The organism is Cedecea colo (assembly GCF_011808225.1).
Taxonomy (GTDB): Bacteria; Pseudomonadota; Gammaproteobacteria; order Enterobacterales; family Enterobacteriaceae; genus Dryocola; species Dryocola colo.
On sequence record NZ_SOYS01000003.1, the window covers coordinates 240,088 to 264,624 of the forward strand.

General features: G+C 47.8%; 19 protein-coding genes. 6 read left to right on the plus strand and 13 right to left on the minus strand.

What is annotated here, in order from left to right; translation table 11 throughout:
- Positions 1–27: 27 nt before the first annotated feature.
- The 6 genes from E2L00_RS09425 to E2L00_RS09450 are packed head-to-tail and all read right to left on the minus strand — an operon-like array spanning position 28 to position 9,889.
- Positions 28–1,971: a DUF262 domain-containing protein gene (locus E2L00_RS09425; protein ID WP_167610303.1), complete on the minus strand. Its 1,944-nt coding sequence runs from the start codon at positions 1,969–1,971 to the stop codon at positions 28–30.
- A 5-nt stretch (positions 1,972–1,976) separates the two neighbouring features.
- The gene (locus E2L00_RS09430) at positions 1,977–3,413 is read right to left on the minus strand and encodes a DUF262 domain-containing protein (RefSeq protein ID WP_145550633.1); all 1,437 of its coding nucleotides are present in this window, start codon (positions 3,411–3,413) and stop codon (positions 1,977–1,979) included.
- A gap of 54 nt (positions 3,414–3,467) precedes the next feature.
- A complete protein-coding gene (locus E2L00_RS09435; RefSeq protein ID WP_167610305.1) occupies positions 3,468–6,383 on the minus strand; it encodes a type I restriction endonuclease subunit R in 2,916 nt (971 codons plus the stop codon).
- Between the two features lie 58 nt (positions 6,384–6,441).
- Positions 6,442–7,662 carry a restriction endonuclease subunit S gene (locus tag E2L00_RS09440; protein ID WP_167610308.1) on the minus strand — a complete coding sequence of 407 codons (1,221 nt, stop codon included), beginning with the start codon at positions 7,660–7,662 and terminating at the stop codon, positions 6,442–6,444.
- Positions 7,662–9,269 carry a type I restriction-modification system subunit M gene (locus E2L00_RS09445; protein WP_167610311.1) on the minus strand — a complete coding sequence of 536 codons (1,608 nt, stop codon included), beginning with the start codon at positions 9,267–9,269 and terminating at the stop codon, positions 7,662–7,664. Before E2L00_RS09445 ends, E2L00_RS09440 begins: the two co-directional genes overlap by 1 nt.
- Positions 9,270–9,316: 47 nt before the next feature.
- Positions 9,317–9,889, minus strand: coding sequence for a restriction endonuclease subunit S domain-containing protein (locus E2L00_RS09450; RefSeq protein ID WP_050150707.1), 573 nt, complete (start codon positions 9,887–9,889; stop codon positions 9,317–9,319).
- 292 nt (positions 9,890–10,181) lie between these two features.
- Here E2L00_RS09450 and E2L00_RS09455 point away from each other — a divergent pair, with 292 nt between their 5' ends.
- From E2L00_RS09455 to E2L00_RS09475, 5 genes are read left to right on the plus strand one after another with little or no spacing between them, the layout of a single operon-like run.
- Positions 10,182–12,497 carry an ATP-dependent nuclease gene (locus E2L00_RS09455; protein ID WP_167610314.1) on the plus strand — a complete coding sequence of 772 codons (2,316 nt, stop codon included), beginning with the start codon at positions 10,182–10,184 and terminating at the stop codon, positions 12,495–12,497.
- The gene (locus E2L00_RS09460; protein ID WP_236127713.1) at positions 12,494–12,802 is read left to right on the plus strand and encodes a UvrD-helicase domain-containing protein; all 309 of its coding nucleotides are present in this window, start codon (positions 12,494–12,496) and stop codon (positions 12,800–12,802) included. The genes E2L00_RS09455 and E2L00_RS09460 overlap by 4 nt, the downstream gene beginning before the upstream one ends.
- Positions 12,803–12,847: 45 nt before the next feature.
- Positions 12,848–13,252 (plus strand): IS66-like element accessory protein TnpA, encoded by a 405-nt coding sequence (tnpA, locus tag E2L00_RS09465; protein WP_003031976.1) that lies wholly within the window; start codon positions 12,848–12,850, stop codon positions 13,250–13,252.
- On the plus strand, positions 13,249–13,596 hold the full coding sequence (gene tnpB, locus E2L00_RS09470) for an IS66 family insertion sequence element accessory protein TnpB (RefSeq protein WP_021563201.1): 348 nt from the start codon (positions 13,249–13,251) through the stop codon (positions 13,594–13,596). The genes tnpA and tnpB overlap by 4 nt, the downstream gene beginning before the upstream one ends.
- 48 nt (positions 13,597–13,644) lie before the next feature.
- Positions 13,645–15,183 carry an IS66-like element ISKpn24 family transposase gene (locus E2L00_RS09475; RefSeq protein WP_004201219.1) on the plus strand — a complete coding sequence of 513 codons (1,539 nt, stop codon included), beginning with the start codon at positions 13,645–13,647 and terminating at the stop codon, positions 15,181–15,183.
- Positions 15,184–15,342: 159 nt separating this feature from the next.
- Here the strand turns inward: E2L00_RS09475 and arsC are convergent, their stop codons facing one another.
- From arsC to E2L00_RS09510, 7 genes are all read right to left on the minus strand, one after another.
- Entirely contained in the window at positions 15,343–15,768 is a 426-nt protein-coding gene (gene arsC, locus E2L00_RS09480; protein ID WP_031591991.1) for a glutaredoxin-dependent arsenate reductase, read from the minus strand.
- Between the two features lie 12 nt (positions 15,769–15,780).
- Positions 15,781–17,070 (minus strand): arsenic transporter, encoded by a 1,290-nt coding sequence (locus E2L00_RS09485; RefSeq protein WP_031591992.1) that lies wholly within the window; start codon positions 17,068–17,070, stop codon positions 15,781–15,783.
- Between the two features lie 46 nt (positions 17,071–17,116).
- Positions 17,117–18,868, minus strand: a complete 1,752-nt coding sequence (arsA, locus tag E2L00_RS09490) for an arsenical pump-driving ATPase (protein WP_031591994.1) — start codon at positions 18,866–18,868, stop codon at positions 17,117–17,119.
- Between the two features lie 16 nt (positions 18,869–18,884).
- A complete protein-coding gene (gene arsD, locus E2L00_RS09495; RefSeq protein ID WP_049015829.1) occupies positions 18,885–19,247 on the minus strand; it encodes an arsenite efflux transporter metallochaperone ArsD in 363 nt (120 codons plus the stop codon).
- Between the two features lie 47 nt (positions 19,248–19,294).
- Entirely contained in the window at positions 19,295–19,648 is a 354-nt protein-coding gene (gene arsR / locus E2L00_RS09500; protein WP_025376942.1) for an As(III)-sensing metalloregulatory transcriptional repressor ArsR, read from the minus strand.
- A gap of 356 nt (positions 19,649–20,004) precedes the next feature.
- The gene (locus E2L00_RS09505) at positions 20,005–21,555 is read right to left on the minus strand and encodes a methyl-accepting chemotaxis protein (RefSeq protein ID WP_049041500.1); all 1,551 of its coding nucleotides are present in this window, start codon (positions 21,553–21,555) and stop codon (positions 20,005–20,007) included.
- Positions 21,556–21,779: 224 nt separating this feature from the next.
- The gene (locus E2L00_RS09510) at positions 21,780–22,760 is read right to left on the minus strand and encodes an IS5-like element ISKpn26 family transposase (protein WP_020899206.1); all 981 of its coding nucleotides are present in this window, start codon (positions 22,758–22,760) and stop codon (positions 21,780–21,782) included.
- 25 nt (positions 22,761–22,785) lie between these two features.
- Here E2L00_RS09510 and E2L00_RS09515 point away from each other — a divergent pair, with 25 nt between their 5' ends.
- A complete protein-coding gene (locus E2L00_RS09515; protein WP_236127714.1) occupies positions 22,786–24,429 on the plus strand; it encodes a UvrD-helicase domain-containing protein in 1,644 nt (547 codons plus the stop codon).
- Positions 24,430–24,537 lie beyond the last annotated feature (108 nt).

A 24,537-nucleotide genomic window follows, 5' to 3' on the forward strand; every position in this document is an offset into this window, starting at 1 on the left:
CTAGCTTGTGGAAGTTTAACAACCCCTCTACTCGATGTAATGTGCATCGAATACCTTTAACATCTCTTGCTGGTGTTGAGATATTTGTTCTTCTCCCCAAGCTTCGTCGGCAGCCTGGCGAGCCTCAAAAATAGCTTTGAGCTTCAGTGAATCAAACACCGGCTTAGCATCAAAATCGATTTTTTTCTTGCCGACAGCTTGGTTACTGTAAGCAGAGTTTTCACCTGGGCTTAAAAGCACAAGATTTCCAAAACTATCCAGACTCTCTTTATCTAAATAGCGCTGGTACTCTTCTTGCTGCGGATAAACATGCTCAACCGAATTTTTTGCGGTAATACGGTATTTTTTAAACTTGGGATTATCTTTCCACACTGATTGGTATTTTTTCCATAGAAGAAACTCTAATTTTTGGAACCAATAATGTTCAAAACGCGTGCCATGATTTTCAGAAAAATACATGCGTATTTCTGCCCATTTTCTCAGTGACGCATTTTCCGATTTTGCCTGTTTAAAACTTACACTTTTCTGCGTTTCATTATCAGCGGCCATAGACAACTCGTTGTCAATCCTTTCTAAAAGGGCTAGAACCTGTTGTTCGTTATCACCGGGTTGTTCTAATAGCTTCCCGAGGAAGGGAGTTAGCCAATATTGCGCGCTTCGCTCACCGGTAAACAGGCGTACACTCTGTAGCAGAGTTAATGCATTTATCTCTTTCTGAGAGCGATTGATATACCAATGATTACCGGAACGGCTACGTGACACATATGTTAGTCGAAGCTCTTCATTTTCCTTATCTTGCTCCATCCACTTGATGACCCAGCGGTCGAACTGATAACGAGTTTTCCACAACAACTCAAAAAAGCTCTTAATTTCTTGTTCTTCGGCAGAGCAGAGATGAGAGAAAATTTCTAACAGCTTATCGGTATGTAGCCGGGTAGAAATATCGGATTGTCCATGCCTGGCAAGATGAATTCGATAGACATGGATCAGCAATAACGGAAATGAAATTATTGAACGGCAATACACACCATCCTTGTTTTGAAGAGATAACTCCTGTTTTTCTGTTTCGAACTCTTCATGGACCTGAGAAAATAGTTCGCTGATATTCACCGCTACAACTGAGTGAGTTTCTTCTTTTGCGTAAACGTTTAGCGTAGGTGGTACAACTGCCAATTGTTCATCCGTGATGGAATCCCAGTCAGCTTCAGTGAAAGTCTGCCTGGCGTTTCTCTCAAAAAAATTTTCTAGGTGCTGGCAGGTTTGCCAGATAGCATCATAAAAACTTTTGTTAGATTTTATTTTTTTTAAAAGCCGTGATTTTAAAATATCAGATGCTTCCAACTGAACACCCGCCGTGTTCATTGTCGAAAAAAGGAGATTTAAATCCATTGTCCGAGGGACGCAGTTATTAACCCACTGAACATTATTGAATATATAATCAGCAAGTTCAGTTACTTGGCATTTTAACGCATCGACTTTTTTTATAAGAACAGATAAGGCTGCATCCAAATGGGTTAGATAGGGATCATTCTTTATGTCGTTAGCTGAAGGGAGTTGATACTGTTCTAAGCCTGCAAGTCCCCCTAAAAGGTTCTGAACCTGGTGTCGGATAGTAAACTGTAGACGTGGTTGTTTACCAAGTACTGCTATATTACTTAATGGAGCATTGATACCAACTTTACGGAATGCCAAAGCAATTAGTACCAGTGTGGTGGTTCTTTGCTGCCCATCAATTAACTCAAGGATTCGGGTGTTTTCTGTGGGGTTTTGCTCGGCGGTCAATATAGTGCCAATAAAGTATAACCGCTCCTTTGCTTGCCAGGCTTTCTCAATATCCTCAAATAGTTTGAGTACATCGCTGTCTGGCCAGACATACGGTCGTTGATAGCTAGGGATAACAAACTGATAATTCTTGTCTGCTATATTTTGTAATGTCATCAATTCAGAGTTAACTTTTTGTAGATTTGTCATTTTTCTCAATCCTGATGTGACAAGTTTATTATTTTATTTTGCAGAGTATATTGATATTCATTAGCCAATGATTGTGCGGGGGCGTCATGACTTACTTTAATATCAAAGTAACGCAACACTTGGTAAATAAATCGTTTTTTGACACTATTATCATCAGGCCCTATATTCTTAATGTCAATGTCAAAAGTATAGTTATTCAACCATTGAAAACACATCTCAGGGGTATAGCTAGTAGCAATCCAGTCCAGTACAGGGGCCCTATCTAATAATGTGTTTAATGTTGACTCTTTAACTGTTTTTTCATTGGTTACTCGTGGTGAATATATCACCATAAATAATTTCTTTAATGCCGTGGTTAAATTTTTTTCGCCAAATTGGCTGATGTATAACATTAAGGCAGTATCAAGTAACTCTTTTAAGTATTGGCAGCCTTCGAGAGGTATAATTAGTTCCTGGTAGCATTGAAGGAAATTTTGATGCTCTGGTGTAATGGCAAGTTCTGGATCCATCTCAGGAGACATAAAATGGTTTTGAATCCCCTGAAAGTAGGCTAGGTAGTGAATAGTATTAATCCCTGTGTTTAGGGGTTGCCGTAATTCATAACCTTCTAGTGTTTGTTCAACTAAATAGCGGCCTTGGCTATGCTTATTTTTTCGATGACTTACAGAACGTCCATATGCAATATCTGGCCCTATAGTTGTCATTTCCCCAAATTCTGTTACTACCGCATTTCGCACAAGCAAAGGTTTTCGATGGCTTGGTACATCACGCTTGTGCAACGTATTACAAAATCTTCCCCGAAGTAAGGAGTTAATTATAGGGTTGAGATCTCCCAATATTTCCCAGCGCCGGGCGTAATGATTTTGTTGTTGGCGTTCAATACTACGTAAATGATGTGCTTTTATAATATCTGAGCCTGTAAGGCGAACCCCTCCGGTATTCTGCGTCTCAAAAAATCGATATGCCTCATCTTCTGAATCAGTCACTACCAGAGTAAAGTTTACGTCAGTGGCTGAAAATGTTGGCTCTGATGACTGTTTAAGAGTTTTCAACAACCATTTAAAATTGCTTCTGATTTGATGTTGAGACTGTGGAGAATGGTAGGATACATTATTTACATATTTTGATATTTGGTGGGGGTTCAATATCGCATTAATCAGTGTTAATGAGGTTAGTCGTTGCTGGCCATCAATAATATTTAATATTCCGGAAGGATCTTTATGCAGTATTAGACTGCCAAGATACCAGGCATTCTCTTGATGATTTTTTTTATAATGAAGATAGTCTTTCCACAACTTATCCAGTTGTAACTCTCCCCAACAATAGGGGCGCTGGTATTCTGGAATAGCTAAGCTCCCTGTAATTAGTTCTCCTTCCGTTGGTGTAATCACCTCGCCAGATAACAGCTGGGCTAAATTACAACTTGCTACCACCACCGACATAAAACATACCTCATAAAAATTATGCTAAAGGCCCCGTTAGAGGCCATACAGTTTTTAAAACCCGCGCATTCCATTAATAAACGTTTCAATCACATTCTGAACACGGTCGTATACCCGAGCTCGCACGCTTTTACGTTCCAGAATCTTTGGTGTCCAGGTCAGCGTTTCCGCCACTTCATCTTCTCGCGGCATCACGTCGGTAAAGAGGTAGTTGTCCAGTAAGCCATTCAGCTTAATGGAATCAAGTCGCTCTTCGCTGCACAGCGTAGCCAGCGCCTTACCTTTTTCCTGTTCGACATAGGCTTCAAATACCTGAGTAATATCTTCGTCATGCTCGGCATGCAGCAGGCTTTTTTCGATAAAGTTATCAATAAGCTCGCGTTTACTACGCAGCGTGACGTCGCTGTCGACAATATCCATGATCTTTTTCTTCTGCTCCTGCTGCTCTTTTGGCGGCATCGCCTGGATGCCCGCCAGCAGACGCAGAATGTAGCCGACGTTAATTTCGTCGCGATGAATCAGCGAGACTTCAAAATCTACGTCTTCAAGAATCGAGACTTTCTCTTTGCTGGAGTGCTTTTTCACCTTGTCGTGGATATCGAGGTATTTACTGGTGAAATCGGCCAGCGTCTGGTCCGACAGCGGTTTAGCCGCATCGTCAAAATCGGCAAAGCTTTCGAGGATGTTTTTCAAACGCATCACATCACGGAATGCCGTTACAAATGCCAGCTGTGCTTCCTCATCTGGCAAATCGTCCACGCTTTCCACCGTTGGCGTCAGCGTTAACAAGCGATCGACAGCGTTCTGATAATCCCCGAAGTACTCCTCAAAGGGTTTGACCAGCACCGTAGAAGAGGCATCTTTATTCGAGAACAAGGCAATAGCATCGTCGGTGGCTTTCTTCAGATTGCGGAAGCAGACGATATTCCCGTGGCTTTTCTTCTCGTTGAGAATGCGGTTGGTGCGGGAAAACGCCTGTACCAGGCCGTGAAAACGCAGGTTTTTATCGACGTACAGCGTGTTCAGCGCCGGGCTGTCGAAACCGGTGAGGAACATATTCACCACCAGCAGAATATCGATGCCTTTCTCTTTGGTGCGCTGGGCAATATTTTTGTAGTAATTGTAAAAGCTTTTTGAGTCATTGGCCGAGTAGCTGGTGCCATACAGCTCGTTATAATCCTCGATAAAACTATCCAGATGATCACGACTTGAGGTGTCAACTTTAGCCCCTTGCGGCAGGCTAATATCCTCTTCATCCAGCAGACCGTTTACCGCCTCTTTATCACTTTTGTCCGCTTCATTGGCGGCGTATGTGAAGATAGTGGCAATTTTTAACGGCTTGTAGTTAGCATCCGCCGCCTGCAGTGCGGCCTGCTTGTCTTTAAAGAGTTTGTAGTAGGTGATCAGCATATCGACTGACCCGACGCAGAACATCGCGGTGAACTCGCGATTGCGGGTCTTGGCGTTATGATGAGCAAGGATATAGTCAGTGATTTTGCCCAACCGGATATCGCTTTCCATCACCTCTTTGGTGTCGATATCCTCAACATCAATATCGATCTCATTGCTGCTCTCTTTACGCTTGTAAGTACCGACATATTCCACGGCAAAGCGCAGTACGTTTTCATCCCGGATGGCGTCGACAATCACGTATTTATGCAAGCATTTATCGAACAACAGTTCGGTGGTCTGTTTGACACCGTTGGTGATATTGACGTTATCGGCAAAGATTGGCGTCCCGGTAAAACCAAACAGCTGTGCGTTCTCGAAGAAGTTCACGATCGCTTTATGCGTATCACCGAACTGGCTGCGGTGGCATTCATCGAAGATAAAAACGATGCGTTCTTTTCGCAGATGTGCAAGCTGCGCTTTATACCCTTCATGGGTGATGGCATTATTCAGCTTCTGAATGGTGGTCAGCGTCAGTTTGGTGCTGCTTTGCTTGAGATGTTTTATCAGCGTACTGGTGTTGTTGGTGGTATCCACGCTGTCTTTCGCAAAGCCGTTGAACTCTTTCGCCGTCTGATAATCCAGATCCCGGCGATCGACCACAAAAATGACCCGATCCACTTCCGGCATCTCCATGATCACTTGGCTGGCTTTAAATGATGTCAGCGTTTTACCGGAGCCGGTGGTATGCCAGATATAGCCGTTCTCCGGCCGCCCTTGCTTGTGGAGATTCTCTTTCACATGGCGGATCATCGCCTCACAGGCATAAAACTGGTACGGGCGCATCACCATCAGGCACTTACGGGTTTCGTTCAGCACCGTGTAGTGGGTGATCATTTTTGCGATGTGACAGACCTTCAGAAATGCATCTGTGAATTTTTCCAGCGCTTTGAGCGGGTTATTCTTTTCATCGCTCCAGAAGAAGGTCTGTTCGAAGTGGTTAGCACGATTGTTAGCGTAGTATTTGGTATCCACGCCATTGCTGATAATAAAGATCTGCACATACTGGAACAGGCCGCTGCCGACCCAGAACGCATCCCGATGGTAGCGATCGATCTGGTTGAAGGCCTCTTTCAGTCCCAGACCGCGACGCTTAAGTTCGATCTGCACCAGCGGCAGGCCGTTGATCAGCAGCGTGACGTCGAAGCGGGTTTTACGCGTGTTTTGCTCGGCGTTGAACTGCTTCACCTGGCTCGCCACCTGAAATTCGTTCTGGCACCACTCCTCTTTATTGATAAAGCTGAGCCACTTCTCGGTGCCGTCATCACGCAATAACTGGTAGCGATCACGCAGAATTTTGGCGCGATCGATGACTTCATTACCTTTTGTCAGGTGCAAGAAAATACGGTTAAATTCGCTGTCCGTTAGTGGGGCTGATTCCAGTCGGTTATGGATTTCAATCTGCTTGCGCAGGTTGGCTTTCATACTGGTTTCGTCAGTGACATTCACCCGTTCGTAGTGCATGCCTACCAGCTGTTCCACCAGCTGCGTTTCTAACTCGTATTCGTTTTGCGTTGCCATCAGTGTGTAGTGCCTTTAGTTATTGTGCAGGCCCGGAGTCGGTCGGGCTGCACGATTATTATATAAACATTTGCTGGAGCAAGCCTTGCTTCCAATTTTTTAATTTATCTAGTTCCGCTTTTTTTGCGGATATTTTTTCATCGATAGCAGAAAGGAAGTTGGCTATTTTGCTTTGTTCTGCCTCAATAGGTTGAGATACTGGAAGGGCAAAAAAGTCTGCTCCAGAAATATTCATACGGTCATGTCTGGCACCACTATTAGCGACACTTTTCATATAGTCATGCCAAACTGAACTTTCAAAAAAATATTGGTAAAACTTCAATAATCCTTTTTTAAAACGAAATACCGTATACAAAGGAGACATCACGCCCTGGATTAATTCATTCATTTTTATAGGGCCAACCGGAGCTGTTGCAGATATTCTTGGGTTGTATATAAAATCACCAACACTAACTACATAATATCCTTGTAAGTTGCTTTCAGTTACAATCTCTCTTTCAAAGTAACTATCTTGTCTAACTATGCCTTGTGTCGCAGAGTTAGTTAGTACTACGTTGACCAAACCCTCTCTATTTTTAATATTAACTTTAGAAGCTATTTCTTTTAAATCTACATATTTCCATTCTGGGTAACCCTCCCCATTTTCATCCTTAAACCGCACTTCCTGACTAAAAATCTTCTGCATCATTGCTTTTTTGTACTGGCATAGCAGGTTGTACTGCTTGTTCAGTAGCGCCATTTTTTCATCAACAGAGGATAAGAAATTAGCAATTTTTTCTTGCTCTCTAATCTCAGGAAAAAATGCAGTGACCTTCCCAAGAGAATCCTGTCCAATGTTATACCTTGTACTACCACCACTTCTCTGAGTTATATCTTTTCTTAACGCATCAGTCTTCAACTGAAAATTTAAAAAAGTGCTATTTATGTTAATTAACGGTCTGCCTCTTATCACAAAACCTCCAAACAAAACAGTTTTGGAGTCAGCGTAGACGTTAGTTTGCCCAACTTCATCTCTAGTTTCTGAACTTCTTTGAAAAAGAATGTCCCCTTGCATTACTTGATAAGATGATATTTGATCATCAGTTGCGCCCACGCTTTCATTAATAACATCATAAGTTATTTTATCGTTATTGATAATATCCAGTACATTGATAAACTTAACACCTTTACCATACATTTCCTTGCTGGCATTAAGTCCATTCTTAAATGAAAAAATACTATCTAATTTTTTTACCGCCCAGTTTTTATTGAATCCTTCGAAACGTAGCTTCGGCACCATCACTTATCTCCCTCCACCACTGCAAACGGCGTGTCAATCCCCAGCTCCTTACAGAACCCGGCAATGGTCTTATCAATCTCTGCCACTTTCTCTTCCAGATCGCGAATTTCCTGCGCCACAGCGTTGAGATCAATCTCTTCTTCAGCTTCAAAAGTATCGACATAGCGCGGGATATTGAGGTTGTAATCGTTGTTACGGATCTCTTCCAGCGTTGCGATATGACTGTATTTCTCAATCGCTTTCCAGTCGTTATAAGTATCGGCAATCTTATCGATATGTTCCGGCAACAGGCGGTTCTGAGTTTTCACCTTTTCAAAGTCATTGCTGGCGTCGATAAACAGAATGCTGTCGTTGTGCTTGCGGCATTTACGCAGTACCAACACACAGGTCGGAATGCTGGTGCCGTAGAAGATATTGGCAGGTAGGCCGATCACCGCATCAATGCAGTTCAGCTTCTCAATCATAAACTGACGGATATGGCCTTCCGCTGCACCACGGAACAAGACTCCATGAGGCAAAACCACCGCCATCGTGCCGTCATCTTCCAGATGGTGGAACATATGCTGCACAAACGCCATATCTGCTTTGCTGGAAGGTGCCAGTTTGCCGTACTGGGCAAAGCGGTCATCGTTCATAAATAGCGGGCTGGCGCTCCACTTGGCAGAAAACGGTGGGTTGGCGACGATGGCATCAAATTTCAGATGCGTATGCTGCGGGTGCTCCAGCGTATCTTCCTGAACGATCTCAAAATCTGCATAGTGAACCCCGTGCAGGATCATGTTCATACGCGCCAGGTTATAGGTGGTACGGTTCATCTCCTGACCGTAGATTTTACCCACCGACGAGGCTTCACGTTTCACGCGCAATAATAATGAGCCAGAGCCACAGGTCGGGTCATACACATTTTTGAGCTTCAGCTTGTGGGTGGTGACGATTTTAGCCAACAGAGTGGAAACCGGCTGCGGGGTATAGAACTCCCCGGCTTTCTTACCTGCGCCTGAGGCGAACTGGCCGATCAGATACTCGTAGGCATCACCCAGAATGTCTGAACTTGCTTCGCTCAGGTTAAAGCTCAGTTTGTCAAGTTCAGTGACGACTTTGCCAATCAATTCGTTTTTTGCTTTCGCAGTGTTGCCGAGCTTGCTGGAACCTAAATCGAGATCTTCAAACAGGTTGCTGAAGTCATCCGCAGAGTCGGTACCCAGCGTGCTCTGTTCAATGTTGCGTAAGGTAGTGGCGAGGTCTTCCAGAATAAAGCCAGTACCTGTGCCTTTGGGGTCTTTAGCCACACGTTCTGCCATGGTGTGGAACAAATCCGTTGGCGGTAGGAAATAGCCTAAAGTTTGGATACTGTCCTCTTTTACCGCATCAACGATATCCTGATACGCCGGATGTTCCGCAGTCAGTTCATTGTACTGAATGCCATCTTCCGCCAGAATTTTGTTCGCATACGCGACAAATTTTTCTGACAGGTATTTGTAGAAGATAAAACCTAGGCAGTAGTCGCGGAATTCATCGGCATTCATTTTACCGCGCAGGGTATCGGCGATATTCCACAGGCGGCCTTGCAGTTCACTTAAATTTTGCGCTTCAATCTGGGGAGACATAGTTCTTCCTGTTGTTTTTCTTCGTCACAAAGGGATGACGTAATGAGTCAAATCATACCACTGAGCAGGCTCAGGATCTGTTGTTCACTCAGGGCGGCAATTCGCTGCTGATAAAAGCGTTTTTCTCGCGCCGCCAGATAGAGCCCTCCCATCGCTTTTTGCTGTGCGAGTGGCGGGAGGGTAACGGTAAAATTTTTCAGTTCATTAACCGCGATACGCTGTACGACGGTAGAACCCTGGGTGGTCTGAATCCGCTGACGTCGTCCCTCCGGGCTTTCATTGAAATGCCAGAGGAACCACGCGGCATCAATCCGACTGGTATCAACATCCACTTTGACGTAGTTATTACCTAAAATACGCCCGGCATTGTCGGCACTCACACGAACAACCTTGCCATGAATCAGGCTGATGACAACATCTCCTTTCTGCGTAATCACAACATCCTGATGTGTTTTAACCCACTGCTCTTTCTCCGCGGACACAAGACCTGACTGCCAGTCATCTACCAGAAACTGCTCGGTTGCATAGAAACGAAATGCGAGCCCATCTGCACTTTGCTGGATACGGCTGATGTGCGAGCCTGCCGTAAACGTAGCTATTTCCTTGTAGGTGAGCAGCATTCAAACTCCGAATAAAGATAAATTACATGTGCTTTGTGCGGTGTAGCATACTCATGCCGAATAGATTAAATCAAGTAATTTAAATTTATTACATGTGCTCGTGATCAAATTTTTTCTGGTAAGAATAGCGTTATATAGTGCTCAGATATCAGGTTGAACACTAAAAAAATCATTCATAACTTCAAGTTTTAAAGCATGAGAACCTTAAATGGCTTGCTGATGTCAAATGTAAATGTTATTGAAATTAATGATTTTTATTGGCAAGGCAGTCTTTCATTAAAGGATAATGAGAATGCATTTGAGAAAGCTGGCAGTCCGTAATTTCAGAAGGCTGCACGATGTTGTTATCGATCTTGCGTCAGACATTTCAATTTTCGTAGGGGCGAATAACAGTGGTAAGACTTCTGTCGGTCATGCACTTCAACTATTCACCGGTAAAAGCCGATTCAATATTCATGACTTCAATGCTGAATGTTGGACTGACATTGTCACATTTGGAGAAGGGACGGATGCTGCGTCGCTACCTTCACTGGAACTTGATATTTGGTTTGAAGTAACACCGAATGATGTTCATCGTGTAGTCGATCTTCTCCCCAGCCTATCGTGGTCAGGTTCTCTGGTTGGAATGCGCGTTGCTTTTTCCCCCATCAATCCTGAAGAAATCCGTTCGCGTTTCCTCGCAGTACGTCAGCTTGCTATCGATGCCACACCTAAAGATGAAAATGGAACTCCCAAATACGATCCTTCACCTCGTAATCTTTGGGAATATCTTCGCGATAGACTCAATGACGAATATGAACTTCGCTATTTTGTTCTTGATCCCGCACGTTTCAATGCGGAAATGATATCCGAGGAAGGCTATGAGCCTACTCCGCTCACAGGGCGTGATCGAAGTGGTCGCGAAATACTGAACAGCCTTATCCAAATCAACTTTTTGAATGCTCAGCGTCATCTTTCAGATGGTTCCGGAGGTTCCCGTTCGGAAGATCTTTCTCGTGTTCTCAGCCGTTTTTACGGACGAAATCTTGAACAAAAAGGTGAAGATTACGAAGCATTAATTGCTTTAGCTGCGTCTGAATCAGCTTTCAATCAGCATCTTGAACGTGTTTTTGCACCTACGCTGAAAAGTCTGGCGAAACTCGGATACCCCGGACTTTCAAACCCACGCATGATGATTCGTTCGGCCTTAGACCCGGCGCAGATCATGAACAACCAAAATGGGGCCGTAATACATTACGCGCTGGGGGAGGATGACGGTAATCCTACCCCACCAACACTACCCGATAGTTATAACGGGCTTGGATTTAAGAATCTGATCTTTATGGTTGTTGAATTACTCGACATCCACAACCAATGGTTAGCAATAGAAGAGAATCGACCACCGGTTCACCTGATTTTTATTGAAGAGCCGGAAGCTCATCTCCACGCACAGTTACAGCAGGCTTTTATACGCAAGATAATGGACCTTCTTGCCATGGAGAGTCAGGAGCTTATGCACTACACCACTCAAGTGGTGGTGACTTCTCATTCAACTCATATTCTTTACGAACGTGGTTTTCGGCCGATCCGTTACTTTCGGCGGAAGCGTTCATCAAATATGTCGGCAACAGATGTGCTCAATCTCTCTGTTTTTTATGATAATACTGATCCTGAAATTCGAGACTTTCTTGAGCGTTACTTGAAGCTGACCCATTGTGACTTGTTTTTTGCCGACGGGGCTGTACTTGTAGAAGGCAATGTTGAGCGGCTACTGCTCCCGCAAATGATTGCTACCGCCGCACCTAGATTAAAATCCTCTTACCTAACAGTCCTTGAGATTGGCGGTGCTTTTGGCTATCGATTCCAAAAACTAATTGAATATCTTGGGCTTACTACACTCATTATTACTGATCTGGATAGTGTGTACTGTACCCCTCCGGTACAAGATGCAACAGAAGCTCGAGCAGATGAGTTAGATGCTCTTGCAGAAAATCCGGCTGCAAATGATGATGGCGAGGAACCTGATGATGATGAGGAAGAACAGGCCAATACAGAAACACCAGGAAAGGCTTGTATTGCCAGTCATCCTGGAGCTATGACCTCTAATCAAACACTTCGGCAGTGGTTACCGAAATGTGACACCGTTGCCGCTTTATGGGAAGCAACTGAGGAAATGAAAATACAAAGCCGCACAGCTGAGTGCGACGCTTTGGTTCGTGTTGCTTACCAGTGCCAGACAGATGTTACATGGAAAGAGGAAACACTGGCGCTTGCTGGTCGTACTTTAGAGGAGGCTTTTGCACTTGAAAATCTGTCCTGGTGTCAGGATGTGAGCTGTAAGCCACTCAAGCTACGCATTGCCAGAGCTGTAAGTATGGATCTACTGCAACTGGCCCAGCGCATTCACAAGCGCGTGCAATCAAAAAGCTTCAGTAAAACTGATTTTGCCCTGAATTTACTTCTTAAAAAACCGGATGAATGGTCTGTCCCAACATACATTGCTGAAGGATTAAAATGGCTCGAAGCTGAAATAGCCCCGCCGGAACTAGAAGTTGCAGAAGGTCAGGAAGAGGATGTTGAAGATATGTCCGTAGTTCTGGCTGAAACAGATGGTGGGAGGGTTGCATGACCAGTCGCATTGGCAGCCCTGATACACAGGCAGATATTGATGTTCGTACTTGCCTGGATAGCTCGCCACCACGTTCATTTGTCATGGTGGCTGGTGCTGGTTCAGGTAAAACAACATCTCTCATTAAAGCCCTGGCACATTTGGCTGATACCCGTGGTTCTGCTTTACGTCGTGCCGGGCAAAAAATATCCTGTATAACGTATACAGAAGTAGCTGTTGGTGAGATTGCCGCTGACGTTGGTAACTCACAGTTATTTCATATTTCAACCGTAAGCGTCGTCTCAGCACCGTCTGGCAGATCCTGAAATTCCTGAGAGGATAATGGACACCAAATATGGTGGACGCTATCCATGAAATCATTAACCGCAGTGCGTAAAAAAAGCCCTAATTATCCCGTTGAGTTCAAAATCAAAATGGTTGAACTCTCGCATCGACCAGAAATCTCCGTAGCGCAACTCGCTCGTGAGCATGGGATCAACGATAATTTGCTGTTCAAGTGGCGCCAGTACTGGCGCGAAGGAAAACTACGTCCTCCTTCAACAACAGAAAACAACGTGCCTGAGCTGCTCCCGATAACACTTGATGCCGAAGATGTTGTCCCTGCAACCTCCCCCCGGTCACAACCTGTAGCTGCTGCGGCACCTGAATCACTCAATATCAGCTGTGAAGTGACGTTCCGGCACGGATCACTCCGTCTGAATGGTGCCATCAGCGAAAATATCCTGAACCTGCTGATACGGGAGCTCAAACGTTGATCCCATTACCATCAGGGACAAAGATCTGGCTGGTCGCTGGCATCACCGATATGAGAAACGGCTTCAACGGCCTGGCGGCAAAGGTGCAGACGATGCTGAAAGACGATCCGATGTCAGGTCACGTTTTTATCTTCCGTGGGCGTAATGGCAGTCAGGTAAAGCTCCTCTGGTCTACCGGCGATGGACTGTGTCTGCTGACCAAACGGCTGGAGCGCGGCCGCTTCGCCTGGCCGTCAGCCCGGGATGGCAAAGTGTTCCTCACACCGGCACAGCTGGCGATGCTCCTTGAAGGTATCGACTGGCGGCAGCCTAAAAGACTGCTTACGTCACTGACTATGTTGTAGGCCTCTTTATCCTGGTCGACGCTGAATGAGCCTGGTAATATACCCGGTATGAACAGCTTACTTCCTGACGATATCGATGAACTGAAACGTCTCCTTGCCGAACAGGAGGCGCTGAACCGTGCCCTTCTGGAAAAGCTGAACGAGCGTGAACGCGAAATAGATCACCTGCAGGCGCAACTGGATAAGCTGCGCCGGATGAACTTCGGCAGCCGCTCCGAAAAAGTCTCCCGCCGTATCGCGAAGATGGAAGCCGACCTTAAGCAGTTGCAGAAAGAAAGCGATACCCTTACCGGCCGGGTGGATGACCCGGCCGTGCAGCGCCCGCTGCGGCAGACCCGTACCCGCAAACCGTTCCCTGAATCACTTCCCCGTGACGAAAAACGGCTGCTGCCGGCAGCGTCATGCTGCCCGGAATGTGGTGGTGCGCTGAGTTACCTGGGTGAAGATGCCGCCGAACAGCTGGAGCTGATGCGCAGCGCCTTCCGGGTTATCCGGACAGTACGTGAAAAGCATGCCTGTACTCAGTGCGATGCCATCGTGCAGGCCCCCGCGCCTTCACGGCCCATCGAGCGGGGTATCGCAGGACCGGGGCTGCTGGCCCGCGTGCTGAGTTCAAAGTATGCAGAGCACACCCCGCTGTACCGCCAGTCTGAAATATACGGCCGCCAGGGTGTGGAGCTGAGCCGCTCACTGCTGTCGGGCTGGGTGGATGCGTGTTGCCGGCTACTGTCACCGCTGGAAGGGGCGCTTCAGGACTATGTGCTGACTGACGGTAAGCTCCATGCTGATGACACGCCTGTCCCGGTGCTGTTGCCAGGTAATAAGAAAACGAAGACCGGGCGGTTGTGGACGTACGTTCGTGACGACCGTAACGCCGGGTCAGAGCTGGCGCCGGCAGTGTGGTTCGCTTACAGCCCGGACAGAAAAGGTATCCACCCGCAGAGCCATCTCGCTGGCTTCAGCGGTGTTCTGCAGGCGGATGCGTACGCCGGGTTCAACGAACTGTACCGCAATGGACAGATAACGGAAGCTGCCTGCTGGGCTCATGCCCGCCGCAAGATCCACGATGTGCACGTTCGCACCCCGTCAGCGCTGACGGAGGAAGCCCTGAAACGGATCGGTGAGTTATATGCCATCGAGGCGGAAATAAGGGGGATGCCGGCGAAGCGACGCCTTGCAGAACGTCAGCAAAAAGCTAAACCGCGGCTGAAATCCCTGGAAAGCTGGCTGCGTGAAAAGGTGAAAACGCTGTCGCGACACTCAGAACTGGCGAAAGCGTTCACGTACGTACTGAACCAGTGGCCGGCGCTGGCTTACTATACTGACGACGGCTGGGCCGAGGCAGATAACAACATAGCTGAGAATGCGCTACGGATGGTCAGCCTGGGCCGCAAAAACTACCTGTTCTTCGGTTCGGATCATGGAGGAGAGCGGGGAGCGCTGCTGTACAGCCTGATCGGGACATGCAAACTGAACGGAGTGGAGCCAGAAAGCTACCTTCGCCATGTGCTTGATGTTATAGCTGACTGGCCGATAAACCGGGTCAGCGAACTACTCCCCTGGCGCGTAGCACTGCCAACTGAATAACACATCCCCGTCAATACGGTTCTCGCTGCACGCTTACCCTGTGCAGGCATCATTCCTTTTTGCACGTGACTCATAAAAAGCAGAATAATGTCGCTATGGAAAGCATCATCAAGGGTGGCTGGCAAAGTAAAATATAAAGGGGCAAATGCCCCTTAGGATTTATTTCAGTCGTTTACCTGCATCATCAACGACTTTTTCACCATCTTCTTTGGTGAACGCGTGTTTTTGTGCATCCGGAAGAATATCCAGCACCACTTCTGAAGGACGACACAGCCGGGTCCCCAGTGGCGTCACCACAATCGGGCGGTTAATCAGAATAGGATGCTGTAACATAAAGTCGATTAACTGATCGTCAGTAAAGCGATCTTCCGCCAGCCCTAATGCTTCAAAAGGCTCGACATTCTTACGCAGCAGCGCTCGTACTGTGATCCCCATATCCGCAATAAGTTTAACCAGTTCATCGCGTGATGGTGGTGTCTCAAGATAATGAATAACGGTCGGCTCTGTACCGCTGTTACGGATCATCTCAAGCGTGTTGCGAGAGGTGCCGCAGGCTGGGTTGTGATAAATGGTAATGTTGCTCATATCAGTATCTAATTACAAAGTGAAAGAGAGACGTAGCGCCAGCGCGGCCAGCGTTACAAACAGCACAGGCAGAGTCATGATAATCCCGGTGCGGAAATAGTATCCCCAGGTGATTGTCATGTTCTTCTGTGAAAGTACATGCAGCCAGAGTAGCGTTGCCAGGCTACCAATAGGCGTAATTTTAGGTCCCAGATCGCAACCGATGACATTGGCATAAATCATTGCTTCTTTGATGACACCCGATGCGGTGCTGCCATCGATCGACAATGCGCCAATCAATACAGTAGGCATGTTGTTCATGATGGATGACAGGAATGCTGTCAGGAATCCCGTGCCAAATGTGGCAGCCCAAAGTCCTTTGTCTGCAAATAAATTCAATACGCCAGAGAGGTATTCTGTCAGCCCGGCATTACGCAACCCATAAACAACCAGATACATTCCCAGTGAGAAAATCACAATCTGCCACGGTGCACCACGCAGGACTTTACCGGTGTTAATGGCATGACCTTTTTTAGCCACGAAAAAGAGGATAGCAGCACCCACAGCCGCAATAGCGCTGACAGGAATACCCAGCGGCTCAAGCACAAAAAAACCTACCAGCAGAAGGATTAATACAATCCAGCCAGTTCTGAACGTCGCCGGGTCTTTGATAGCAAGAGCCGGTTCTTTCAGTCGGTTCAGATCATAGGTCGGTGGGATATCTTTGCGGAAAAACAGATGCAGCATCACCAGCGTGGCAATAATGGCGGCAATATCCACAGGCACCATCACGGAGGCATATTCCGTGAATCCCAGATGGAAGAAGTCAGCAGAAACAATATTGACCAGGTTCGACACAATCAGCGGCAGGCTGGCGGTATCGGCAATAAACCCTGCAGCCATTACAAATGCCAGCGTAGCGCTTTTACTGAATCCCAGAGCCAGCAACATGGCAATAACGATCGGCGTCAGGATGAGAGCTGCACCATCATTGGCAAATAGCGCTGCTACCGCAGCACCGAGCAGAACGATATAAGTAAACAGCAGGCGACCCCGGCCATTTCCCCAGCGGGAAACATGCAATGCTGCCCATTCAAAAAAGCCAGACTCATCCAGCAGCAAACTGATGATAATCACGGCAATAAAGGTTGCTGTGGCGTTCCAGACGATATTCCATACCACCAGAATGTCGGTAATGTGTACTACACCAGATATGAGTGCCAGTATTGCGCCAAATATGGCGCTCCAGCCAATCCCTAACCCCTTCGGCTGCCAGATAACCAACACGATGGTCAGGATGAAAATTGCTCCTGCCAGTAACATAAAACCTCCTGACAGGGCAGCATGACTGCCCTGTATATAGTAAAAATTAACCTGCGAGCTGTTTGAGTTTGTCTATACCGGTTGGCTCTGCCGCAAGAACAGGAACCAGTGCAACACGGGTAGCATGCTGGTTCTTTACAGCCTCGATTTGAGGCAGTTCCTGCTGCGAGCGCTGACGAAGCAGCGGTGAACGGGTTTCAGCGATGGAAAGACTGTTATTGATAATCCAGCCCCATGGATGAATCCCGGCACGTTCAAGATCGGCTTGTAAATTTGCAGCCTCAAGAACGGGGGTCGTTTCCGGCAGAGTGACCAGTAATACTTTTGTTCTTTCCGGATCCTGAAGCTGCATCATTGGCGTAGAGAAATGGCCTTTATCTCCCATTTTCTTTGCTATCTCCCGGTGGTATGCCCCGGTAGCATCAAGCAGCAACAATGTATGTCCTGTCGGTGCCGTATCCATGACGACAAACCGTTTACCCGCTTCACGGATCACCCGTGAGAAGGCCTGGAACACAGCAATCTCTTCGGTACACGGAGAGCGTAAATCCTCTTCCAGCAGATGTTTCCCTGCTTCATCCAGGTCACGTCCTTTCGTTTCAAGGACATGCTGGCGATAACGTTCTGTTTCATCATGAGGGTCGATTCTGCTGACCTGCAGGTTATTGAGGCTTCCATTGAGGGTTGTGCTCAGGTGTGCAGCAGGATCTGACGTCGTGAGATGCACATCAAATCCCATTTCGGCCAGTCTGACTGCAATGGCCGCAGCCATGGTTGTTTTACCCACGCCACCTTTACCCATCAGCATAATCAGGCCGTGTTCATTAAGGGCAATCTCATCAACCAGAGCAGACAACGACGATATCGCTGGTTTTTGCAGGGCGGACACTTCAGCAAATGAAGCCGTCTCAGGTTGGGAGGTGAGAAGTCCCCTTAAAGCAGACACACCGACCATATTCACTGGTTGAAGGAATAATGTGTCAGTAGGGAGAGCGTCCAGACCAGCGGGAAGACTTGCCAGCGCCTCCTGCTCCCGGCCCCATATTGCAGCCGCCAGAGTATCGTTGACTGCTTCTGTCTCAGGTAACACGCCGTTGATGACCAGATACTGATTTTTGAGACCTATCGCCGCAAGCTCATCATGAGTACGGGCGACTTCCTGAAGCGTTGATTTTTGCAGTCGAGCCACTAAAACCAGCCTCGTACGATCCGGATCAGACAATGCCTGGACGGCGTGTGAATACTGCTCACGCTGTTTCTCCAGCCCTGCCATCGGGCCAAGACAGGAAGCACCATCAGGATTGCTCTCAATGAAGCTACTCCACGCACCGGGCAACTGGAGAAGACGAATAGTGTGACCGGTTGGCGCGGTATCAAAGATAATATGGTCAAAGCGGGTCAATAATGATGCGTCAGTCAACAGACCGGTAAATTCATCAAAAGCTGCAATTTCGGTGGTACATGCACCAGAGAGCTGTTCGTTAATACTGTTAACGACATCATCCGGCAGAATGCCTTTGATAGGATCAACGATTCTGGCCCGATATTCCTGGGCGGCGGCCTGAGGATCAATTTCCAGCGCTGAAAGACCCGGTACAGAGGCCACCGGCAGAATGGTATTGCCAATAGTCTGGCTGAACACCTGGCCTACGTTTGAAGCCGGATCGGTGCTGACAAGCAAAACCCGCTTGCCTTGTTCCGCCAGGCTGATAGCGGTGGCACAGGAAATAGAGGTTTTACCGACGCCCCCTTTACCGGTAAAAAACAGGTAAGGTGGGATATTCTGTAAGAATTTCATATGTCCTCCTGACATTTCAGCAACAAGAAGTATTACCACCGCAGCAGCTTTTAGATGCTAATCCTACTTTATCCAGCGGTATTCCGAACCAGCGGGCCAGCTCTGCACGTTTCGGATAACGCCCCGCCATCACCATTTCGCCGTCCAGCAACAACAATGGAAGCCCTTCAGCCCCGGATGCCTCAAGGAATGCTTTGGCTTTTTCGTTCTGTACAAAGCTCATGGGTTGCTGTGCCAGGTTATAACGATCAACCTGAATTTCACGCTGTTTTAGCCACTGTACATCCGCAGAAAAATCAACCAGAACCTGATCAATATCTGTACCGCAGACGCCGGTACTGCAACACATAGCCGGGTCAAACACCGTTAACGTTTTCATCATGAACACCTCACATTTGAAAAATCATATATGTTCAGGCAAATTTTTTAGATGCAGACAGCCTTGCCGCTACCAGAGCAGTTAGCTGATGCCAGCTTATGGGCGATAGCCTGTACGTCGTCCTGTTGGCTTAACCAGGCCTGCTCAATAACCTGAGCAGCCCATGAAGGAATATGCGGAGATAAGCGGTAGTGAACCCATTTCCCATTCTTGCGATCCAGCAACAATCCGCTTTCACGTAGCATTGCCAGATGACGGGAGATCTTAGGCTGCGACTGTTCCAGCGCCGTGCAGAGATCGCATACGCATAGTTCACCCATCTCTTTGAGGAGAAGGACGATACCCAGACGGGTTTCATCGGACAGGCTTTTAAAGAGTTGTAGGGGTGAAATTGATGACATCGTGACCTCCTGCGTTGAATGAATAGTGTCGCGCTTCTAAACCAGGAAGTCAAAAACATATATGTTATATCGAATTCGTTTAGTGTTAATTCTTCATTGGTAGATAACAGGAACAACGGAGTCGGAGCAATACGGGCAAAATTTCATCTTTGTTGTGAAAAGAAAAAGTTTAACGATAGGGTACTGATAAGTAAGGCAGCACCATACAATGAACAATAAATCACCTTAGCGTGGGATTTTTTCCGTTTTCCAAGCGGACCCCTATTACCGGGTAGCGGCTACGCCTTACCCGGCCTACAGAAACGTAGGCCCGTGCAAGCGCAGCGCCGCCGGGCATTAAGGGCTACAGGGAGGAATTATGCCGGTTCCGGCAGTCTGAAGCTGGCGATGCTCTGGGTCAGGTGTTTCGCCTGCTCTTCCAGCGAGGCGGCCGCGGCCGCGGACTCCTGCACCAGGGCGGCGTTTTGCTGGGTGACGCCGTCCATCTCGGTTACCGCCTGGCCGACCTGGCCGATGCCACGGCTCTGCTCTTCCGACGCCACCGAGATCTGCTCCATCAGCGCGTTCACCTTATTGACCGAATTGATAATGGCATGGATCACCTCCCCCGAGCGATTCACCAGCTGAGAACCGTTTTTCACGCTGGAGACCGACTGGGCGATCAGGTTTTCGATATCCTTCGCCGCCACGGCGCTCTTCTGCGCCAGGGTACGGACTTCCGTTGCCACCACCGCAAATCCCCGTCCCTGGGTGCCGGCGCGGGCGGCTTCAACCGCGGCGTTCAACGCCAGAATATTGGTCTGGAAGGCGATGCTGTTAATCACGCTGGTAATATCTTCGATACGCTGGGAGTTAGCGGCGATGGTGTTCATGGTCTCGATCACCTCGCGGGTCACGGCCTCCCCCGTGCGGGCGTTATTCACCGCATCCTGCACCAGCTTCCCGGCCTGATACACATTGTCGGTATTATTGGCGACGGTAGCGCTCAGCTGCTCCATGCTGGCGGCGGTTTCCGTCAGGGCTGACGCCTGCTGCTCGGTACGCGAGGCCAGATCGATGTTGCCGGAGGCAATTTCCTGCGAAGCGTAATTGACGGTACGGCAGGCTTCACGCACCTGAGAGATAGTCTCCAGCAGGGCCAGACGCATCTGCTCCATCGAGCCCATCAGCAGATCGATTTCGTTGTTCGAGCCCGCTTTTTGCGGCACCGCTTCCGTCAGCTGACCGGCAGCGATCTGGCTGCAGTGCGCCCGCGCCAGGTTAATCGGGGCAAAGACAAACCGCTTCATCAGTACGCTCACGCCGATAATCACCACCACAAACAGCGCAGCAAAGGCGGCAATAATGGTTAAGCCAGAGGCAAAGTGGGATCGCGCATCGTCATTCAGCTGTTTCGCGTATTTCTGGTGCACGGAGAGCACCTGGTCGAGGACGATTTCGTACTGGCGGTCGAGACGGGAGATCTGCGGGATCAGGGCATCAAATTTTGCCGCGTCATGCGCCGAGGCCGCATCAATCAGCGGTGCCAGTCCCTGATTACGGTAGGCAAGCCAGGCGTCGTCGTAATTTTTCACTAACGGAGCTTCATCCGCCAGACGCGGCGCGGCATTAAAGGCGGCAAACGCGCCATCGGCCTTGGTCAGCGCCAGCTTTACCGAGTCCAGCTTCTCCGCAAGACCGGCGGTATCTCCGCTCTCCGCCTGCTTCATGTACTCCATGACCCGCACGCGCAGGGTACGGCTGTGGTTAATGGGATCGATAATGGATAACACCACCTGGATCTCTTTATTCACGTTATCCAGTGAATCATTGCTTTTAATGGCCAGCCAGACATTGGTTGCGGCACTGGCAACAAAGAAAAACAGCAAAGCGAGCAGAATGGCAAGGGACGACTTTTTCAACGACATAACTACCTCAGATATAAAACGGTCTAAAGTGTTATCGGCATCCGCCCCTTAATATTGAATTAAAGTTATTTATTTAGGGAAGGTGCGAATAAGCAGGTCATTTCTTCCCAAGCTGACTCGCTGATTAAAATTTCGCGGATCTGGGCCGATTTTTTTCCCGCAAACACATCGAATCAGCCTATTTAGGCTATTTTTTCCACCATTTCTGGCGTTATTTCCGGTTTTTACTGAGATCTCTCCCACTGACGTATCATTTGGTCCACCCGAAACAGGTTGGCCAGGGTGAATAACATCGCCAGTTGGTTATCGTTTTTCAGCAGCCCCTTGTATCTGGCTTTCACGAAGCCGAACTGCCGCTTGATGATGCGAAACGGGTGCTCCCCCCTGGCACGGATGCTGGCTTTCATGTATTCGATGTTGATGGCCGTTTTGTTCTTGCGCGGATGCTGCTTCAAGGTTTTTACCCTGCCGGGACGCTCGGCGATCAGCCAGTCCACATCCACCTCGGCCAGCTCCTCGCGCTGTGGCGCTCCTTGGTAGCCGGCATCGGCTGAGACAAATTGCTCCTCTCCATGAAGCAGATTACCCAGCTGATTGAGGTCATGCTCGTTGGCCGCGGTGGTGACTAGGCTGTGGGTCAGGCCACTCTTGGCATCGACACCAATGTGGGCCTTCATGCCAAAGTGCCACTGATTGCCTTTCTTGGTCTGATGCATCTCCGGATCGCGTTGCTGCTCTTTGTTCTTGGTAGAGCTGGGTGCCTCAATGATGGTGGCATCCACCAAAGTGCCTTGGGTCATCATGACGCCTGCTTCGGCCAGCCAGCGATTGATGGTCTTGAACAATTGACGGGCCAGTTGATGCTGCTCGAGCAGGTGGCGGAAATTCATGATGGTGGTGCGATCCGGCAGGGCGCTATCCAGGGATAATCGGGCAAACAGGCGCATGGAGGCGATTTCGTACAGGGCATCTTCCATGGCACCGTCGCTCAGGTTGTACCAATGCTGCATGCAGTGAATACGCAGCATGGTCTCCAGCGGATAGGGCCGTCGGCCATTGCCCGCCTTGGGATAAAACGGCTCGATGACAGCGGTCATATTCTGCCATGGCAGAATCTGCTCCATGCGGGAGAGGAAAATCTCTTTTCGGGTCTGACGGCGCTTAGTGCTGAATTCACTATCGGCGAAGGTGAGTTGATGGCTCATGATGTCCCTCTGGGATGCGCTCCGGATGAATATGATGATCTCATATCAGGAACTTGTTCGCACCTTCCATAGCTTTCTTTGGTCGGTCATCCGCCCTTTTCATTTAGATATCGCAAAGTGGGTCGTAGCGCGAATACATGAAAAAATAGCTGAAAAGCAAGCCCGTTATGATAGACCCAGAACACAAGCTAAAACAAAATCCCGCCTTGAAGATGAAATTGCCTATCTCTCTGCTCAACTTGAGTGCATTGATGATGTTGATAAATTTATCTACGGGACAGGAAGTAACTATGCAAAGGGTATTTTAGGGCACGATGATATTCTTAAACTCGTACCCACTTGTATTAAGGCTCATCCACTTTTGAGAAGGATTGTAGCCAAGCGCTTTCCATTTGTTTTTGTCGATGAAAGTCAGGATACCGATCCTGATGTGATCTCTGCGCTTCGAACTATTGCTAATGACAATCCTGACATGTGCATAGGATTTTTTGGTGATCCGATGCAGAAAATCTATATGAGCGGAGCTGGTGCCATTCCATTAAGTGATGGATGGTCTGAAATTACAAAACCAGAAAATTTCAGATGTCCGACGTCTGTACTTGGTGTTATCAATTCGATTCGTGCTTCTGGGGATGGCCTCCAACAAATTCGTGGTCGAACAACTACCGTAGATGGTGTTGAACAGACGGTATCAGGCACAGTGAATCTTTTCATCTTACCTTCAAATGTGGAACGAAGTGCCTATCTCACATCTGTCAGACGTTACCTTGCAAATGAAACTAGCGATGAACAATGGCTAAGTGATACACGCGAAAGTGATGTTCGTCTTCTTGTTTTGGTACATCGTATGGCAGCTAATCGACTGGGATTCCCTAATTTATTTGCTGCTCTCACTGATAAAGCACCGATGAGCTTGAGTGAAGGGGTGAACGATGGGTCAGCTTGGCCGCTTCGCCCATTTGTCCAGCATATCCTTCCAATTTTTGCTGCGGCTCAGGCAAGCGATCAATTTCAGATTATGTCGATTATGCGTAACGAGTGCCCAAAGCTGGAGCCATCACGACTGCATGGTCAAGCTATAGTGGCAGTTTTAAATGAACTACAACAAGGCATCAATGGCCTGCTTGCACTGTTGGAAGAAGGATCGCAAGCAACAGTTCGGGATATATTGCTACACATTAGAGACTGTGAACTGCTACGTCTTGATGATCGTTTTGATAATCATTTAAGTGATGAACCTGTGAATGATGGTAATGATGACTTCGAAAATGTTCAGAACTATCTAAGATGCAATGCCCACGAACTTTGGGCGTACCGACGCTACCTTTCAGAGGAATCACCTTTTGCCACTCACCATGGTGTAAAAGGCGCACAATTCGAGCGTGTATTGGTTGTTATTGATGATGAAGAGGCTCGCTTCAGCCAATATTCGTATGGGAAATATTTTCAGTACATTCCCATATCCGACAATGATCTAGCCAATCTTGAAGAGGGTAAAGAGTCAGTTCTCGACCGCACTCGTCGCCTTTTTTATGTATGTTGCTCTCGTGCACTGAAAGACTTGGCTGTTGTCATCTTTGTTCCCGATGTTGCCGTAGCTCAATCGGCAATCGTTGGGCAAAATTTATTCCCAGCGTCGGTAATTTTAGGAGCGCACGATCTGGATTAGCATAAATTTTATACGGACAGTAATTGACGAAAAGTACTACGCTCATGGTCGGTTTCAGCACTAACTTTGTTAATAAGACACCTGCATTCTAAGATTTTTCAGACATAT

Excerpts from the sequence above, each read along its gene's own strand:
- E2L00_RS09425 (WP_167610303.1), bottom strand. The coding sequence starts at position 1,971 with ATGACAAATCTACAAAAAGTTAACTCTGAATTGATGACATTACAAAAT.
- E2L00_RS09430 (WP_145550633.1), bottom strand. The coding sequence starts at position 3,413 with ATGTCGGTGGTGGTAGCAAGTTGTAATTTAGCCCAGCTGTTATCTGGC.
- E2L00_RS09435 (WP_167610305.1), bottom strand. The coding sequence starts at position 6,383 with ATGGCAACGCAAAACGAATACGAGTTAGAAACGCAGCTGGTGGAACAG.
- E2L00_RS09440 (WP_167610308.1), bottom strand. The coding sequence starts at position 7,662 with ATGGTGCCGAAGCTACGTTTCGAAGGATTCAATAAAAACTGGGCGGTA.
- E2L00_RS09445 (WP_167610311.1), bottom strand. The coding sequence starts at position 9,269 with ATGTCTCCCCAGATTGAAGCGCAAAATTTAAGTGAACTGCAAGGCCGC.
- E2L00_RS09450 (WP_050150707.1), bottom strand. The coding sequence starts at position 9,889 with ATGCTGCTCACCTACAAGGAAATAGCTACGTTTACGGCAGGCTCGCAC.
- E2L00_RS09455 (WP_167610314.1), top strand. The coding sequence starts at position 10,182 with ATGCATTTGAGAAAGCTGGCAGTCCGTAATTTCAGAAGGCTGCACGAT.
- E2L00_RS09460 (WP_236127713.1), top strand. The coding sequence starts at position 12,494 with ATGACCAGTCGCATTGGCAGCCCTGATACACAGGCAGATATTGATGTT.
- tnpA (WP_003031976.1), top strand. The coding sequence starts at position 12,848 with ATGAAATCATTAACCGCAGTGCGTAAAAAAAGCCCTAATTATCCCGTT.
- E2L00_RS09475 (WP_004201219.1), top strand. The coding sequence starts at position 13,645 with ATGAACAGCTTACTTCCTGACGATATCGATGAACTGAAACGTCTCCTT.
- arsC (WP_031591991.1), bottom strand. The coding sequence starts at position 15,768 with ATGAGCAACATTACCATTTATCACAACCCAGCCTGCGGCACCTCTCGC.
- E2L00_RS09485 (WP_031591992.1), bottom strand. The coding sequence starts at position 17,070 with ATGTTACTGGCAGGAGCAATTTTCATCCTGACCATCGTGTTGGTTATC.
- arsA (WP_031591994.1), bottom strand. The coding sequence starts at position 18,868 with ATGAAATTCTTACAGAATATCCCACCTTACCTGTTTTTTACCGGTAAA.
- arsD (WP_049015829.1), bottom strand. The coding sequence starts at position 19,247 with ATGAAAACGTTAACGGTGTTTGACCCGGCTATGTGTTGCAGTACCGGC.
- arsR (WP_025376942.1), bottom strand. The coding sequence starts at position 19,648 with ATGTCATCAATTTCACCCCTACAACTCTTTAAAAGCCTGTCCGATGAA.
- E2L00_RS09505 (WP_049041500.1), bottom strand. The coding sequence starts at position 21,555 with ATGTCGTTGAAAAAGTCGTCCCTTGCCATTCTGCTCGCTTTGCTGTTT.
- E2L00_RS09510 (WP_020899206.1), bottom strand. The coding sequence starts at position 22,760 with ATGAGCCATCAACTCACCTTCGCCGATAGTGAATTCAGCACTAAGCGC.
- E2L00_RS09515 (WP_236127714.1), top strand. The coding sequence starts at position 22,786 with ATGAATATGATGATCTCATATCAGGAACTTGTTCGCACCTTCCATAGC.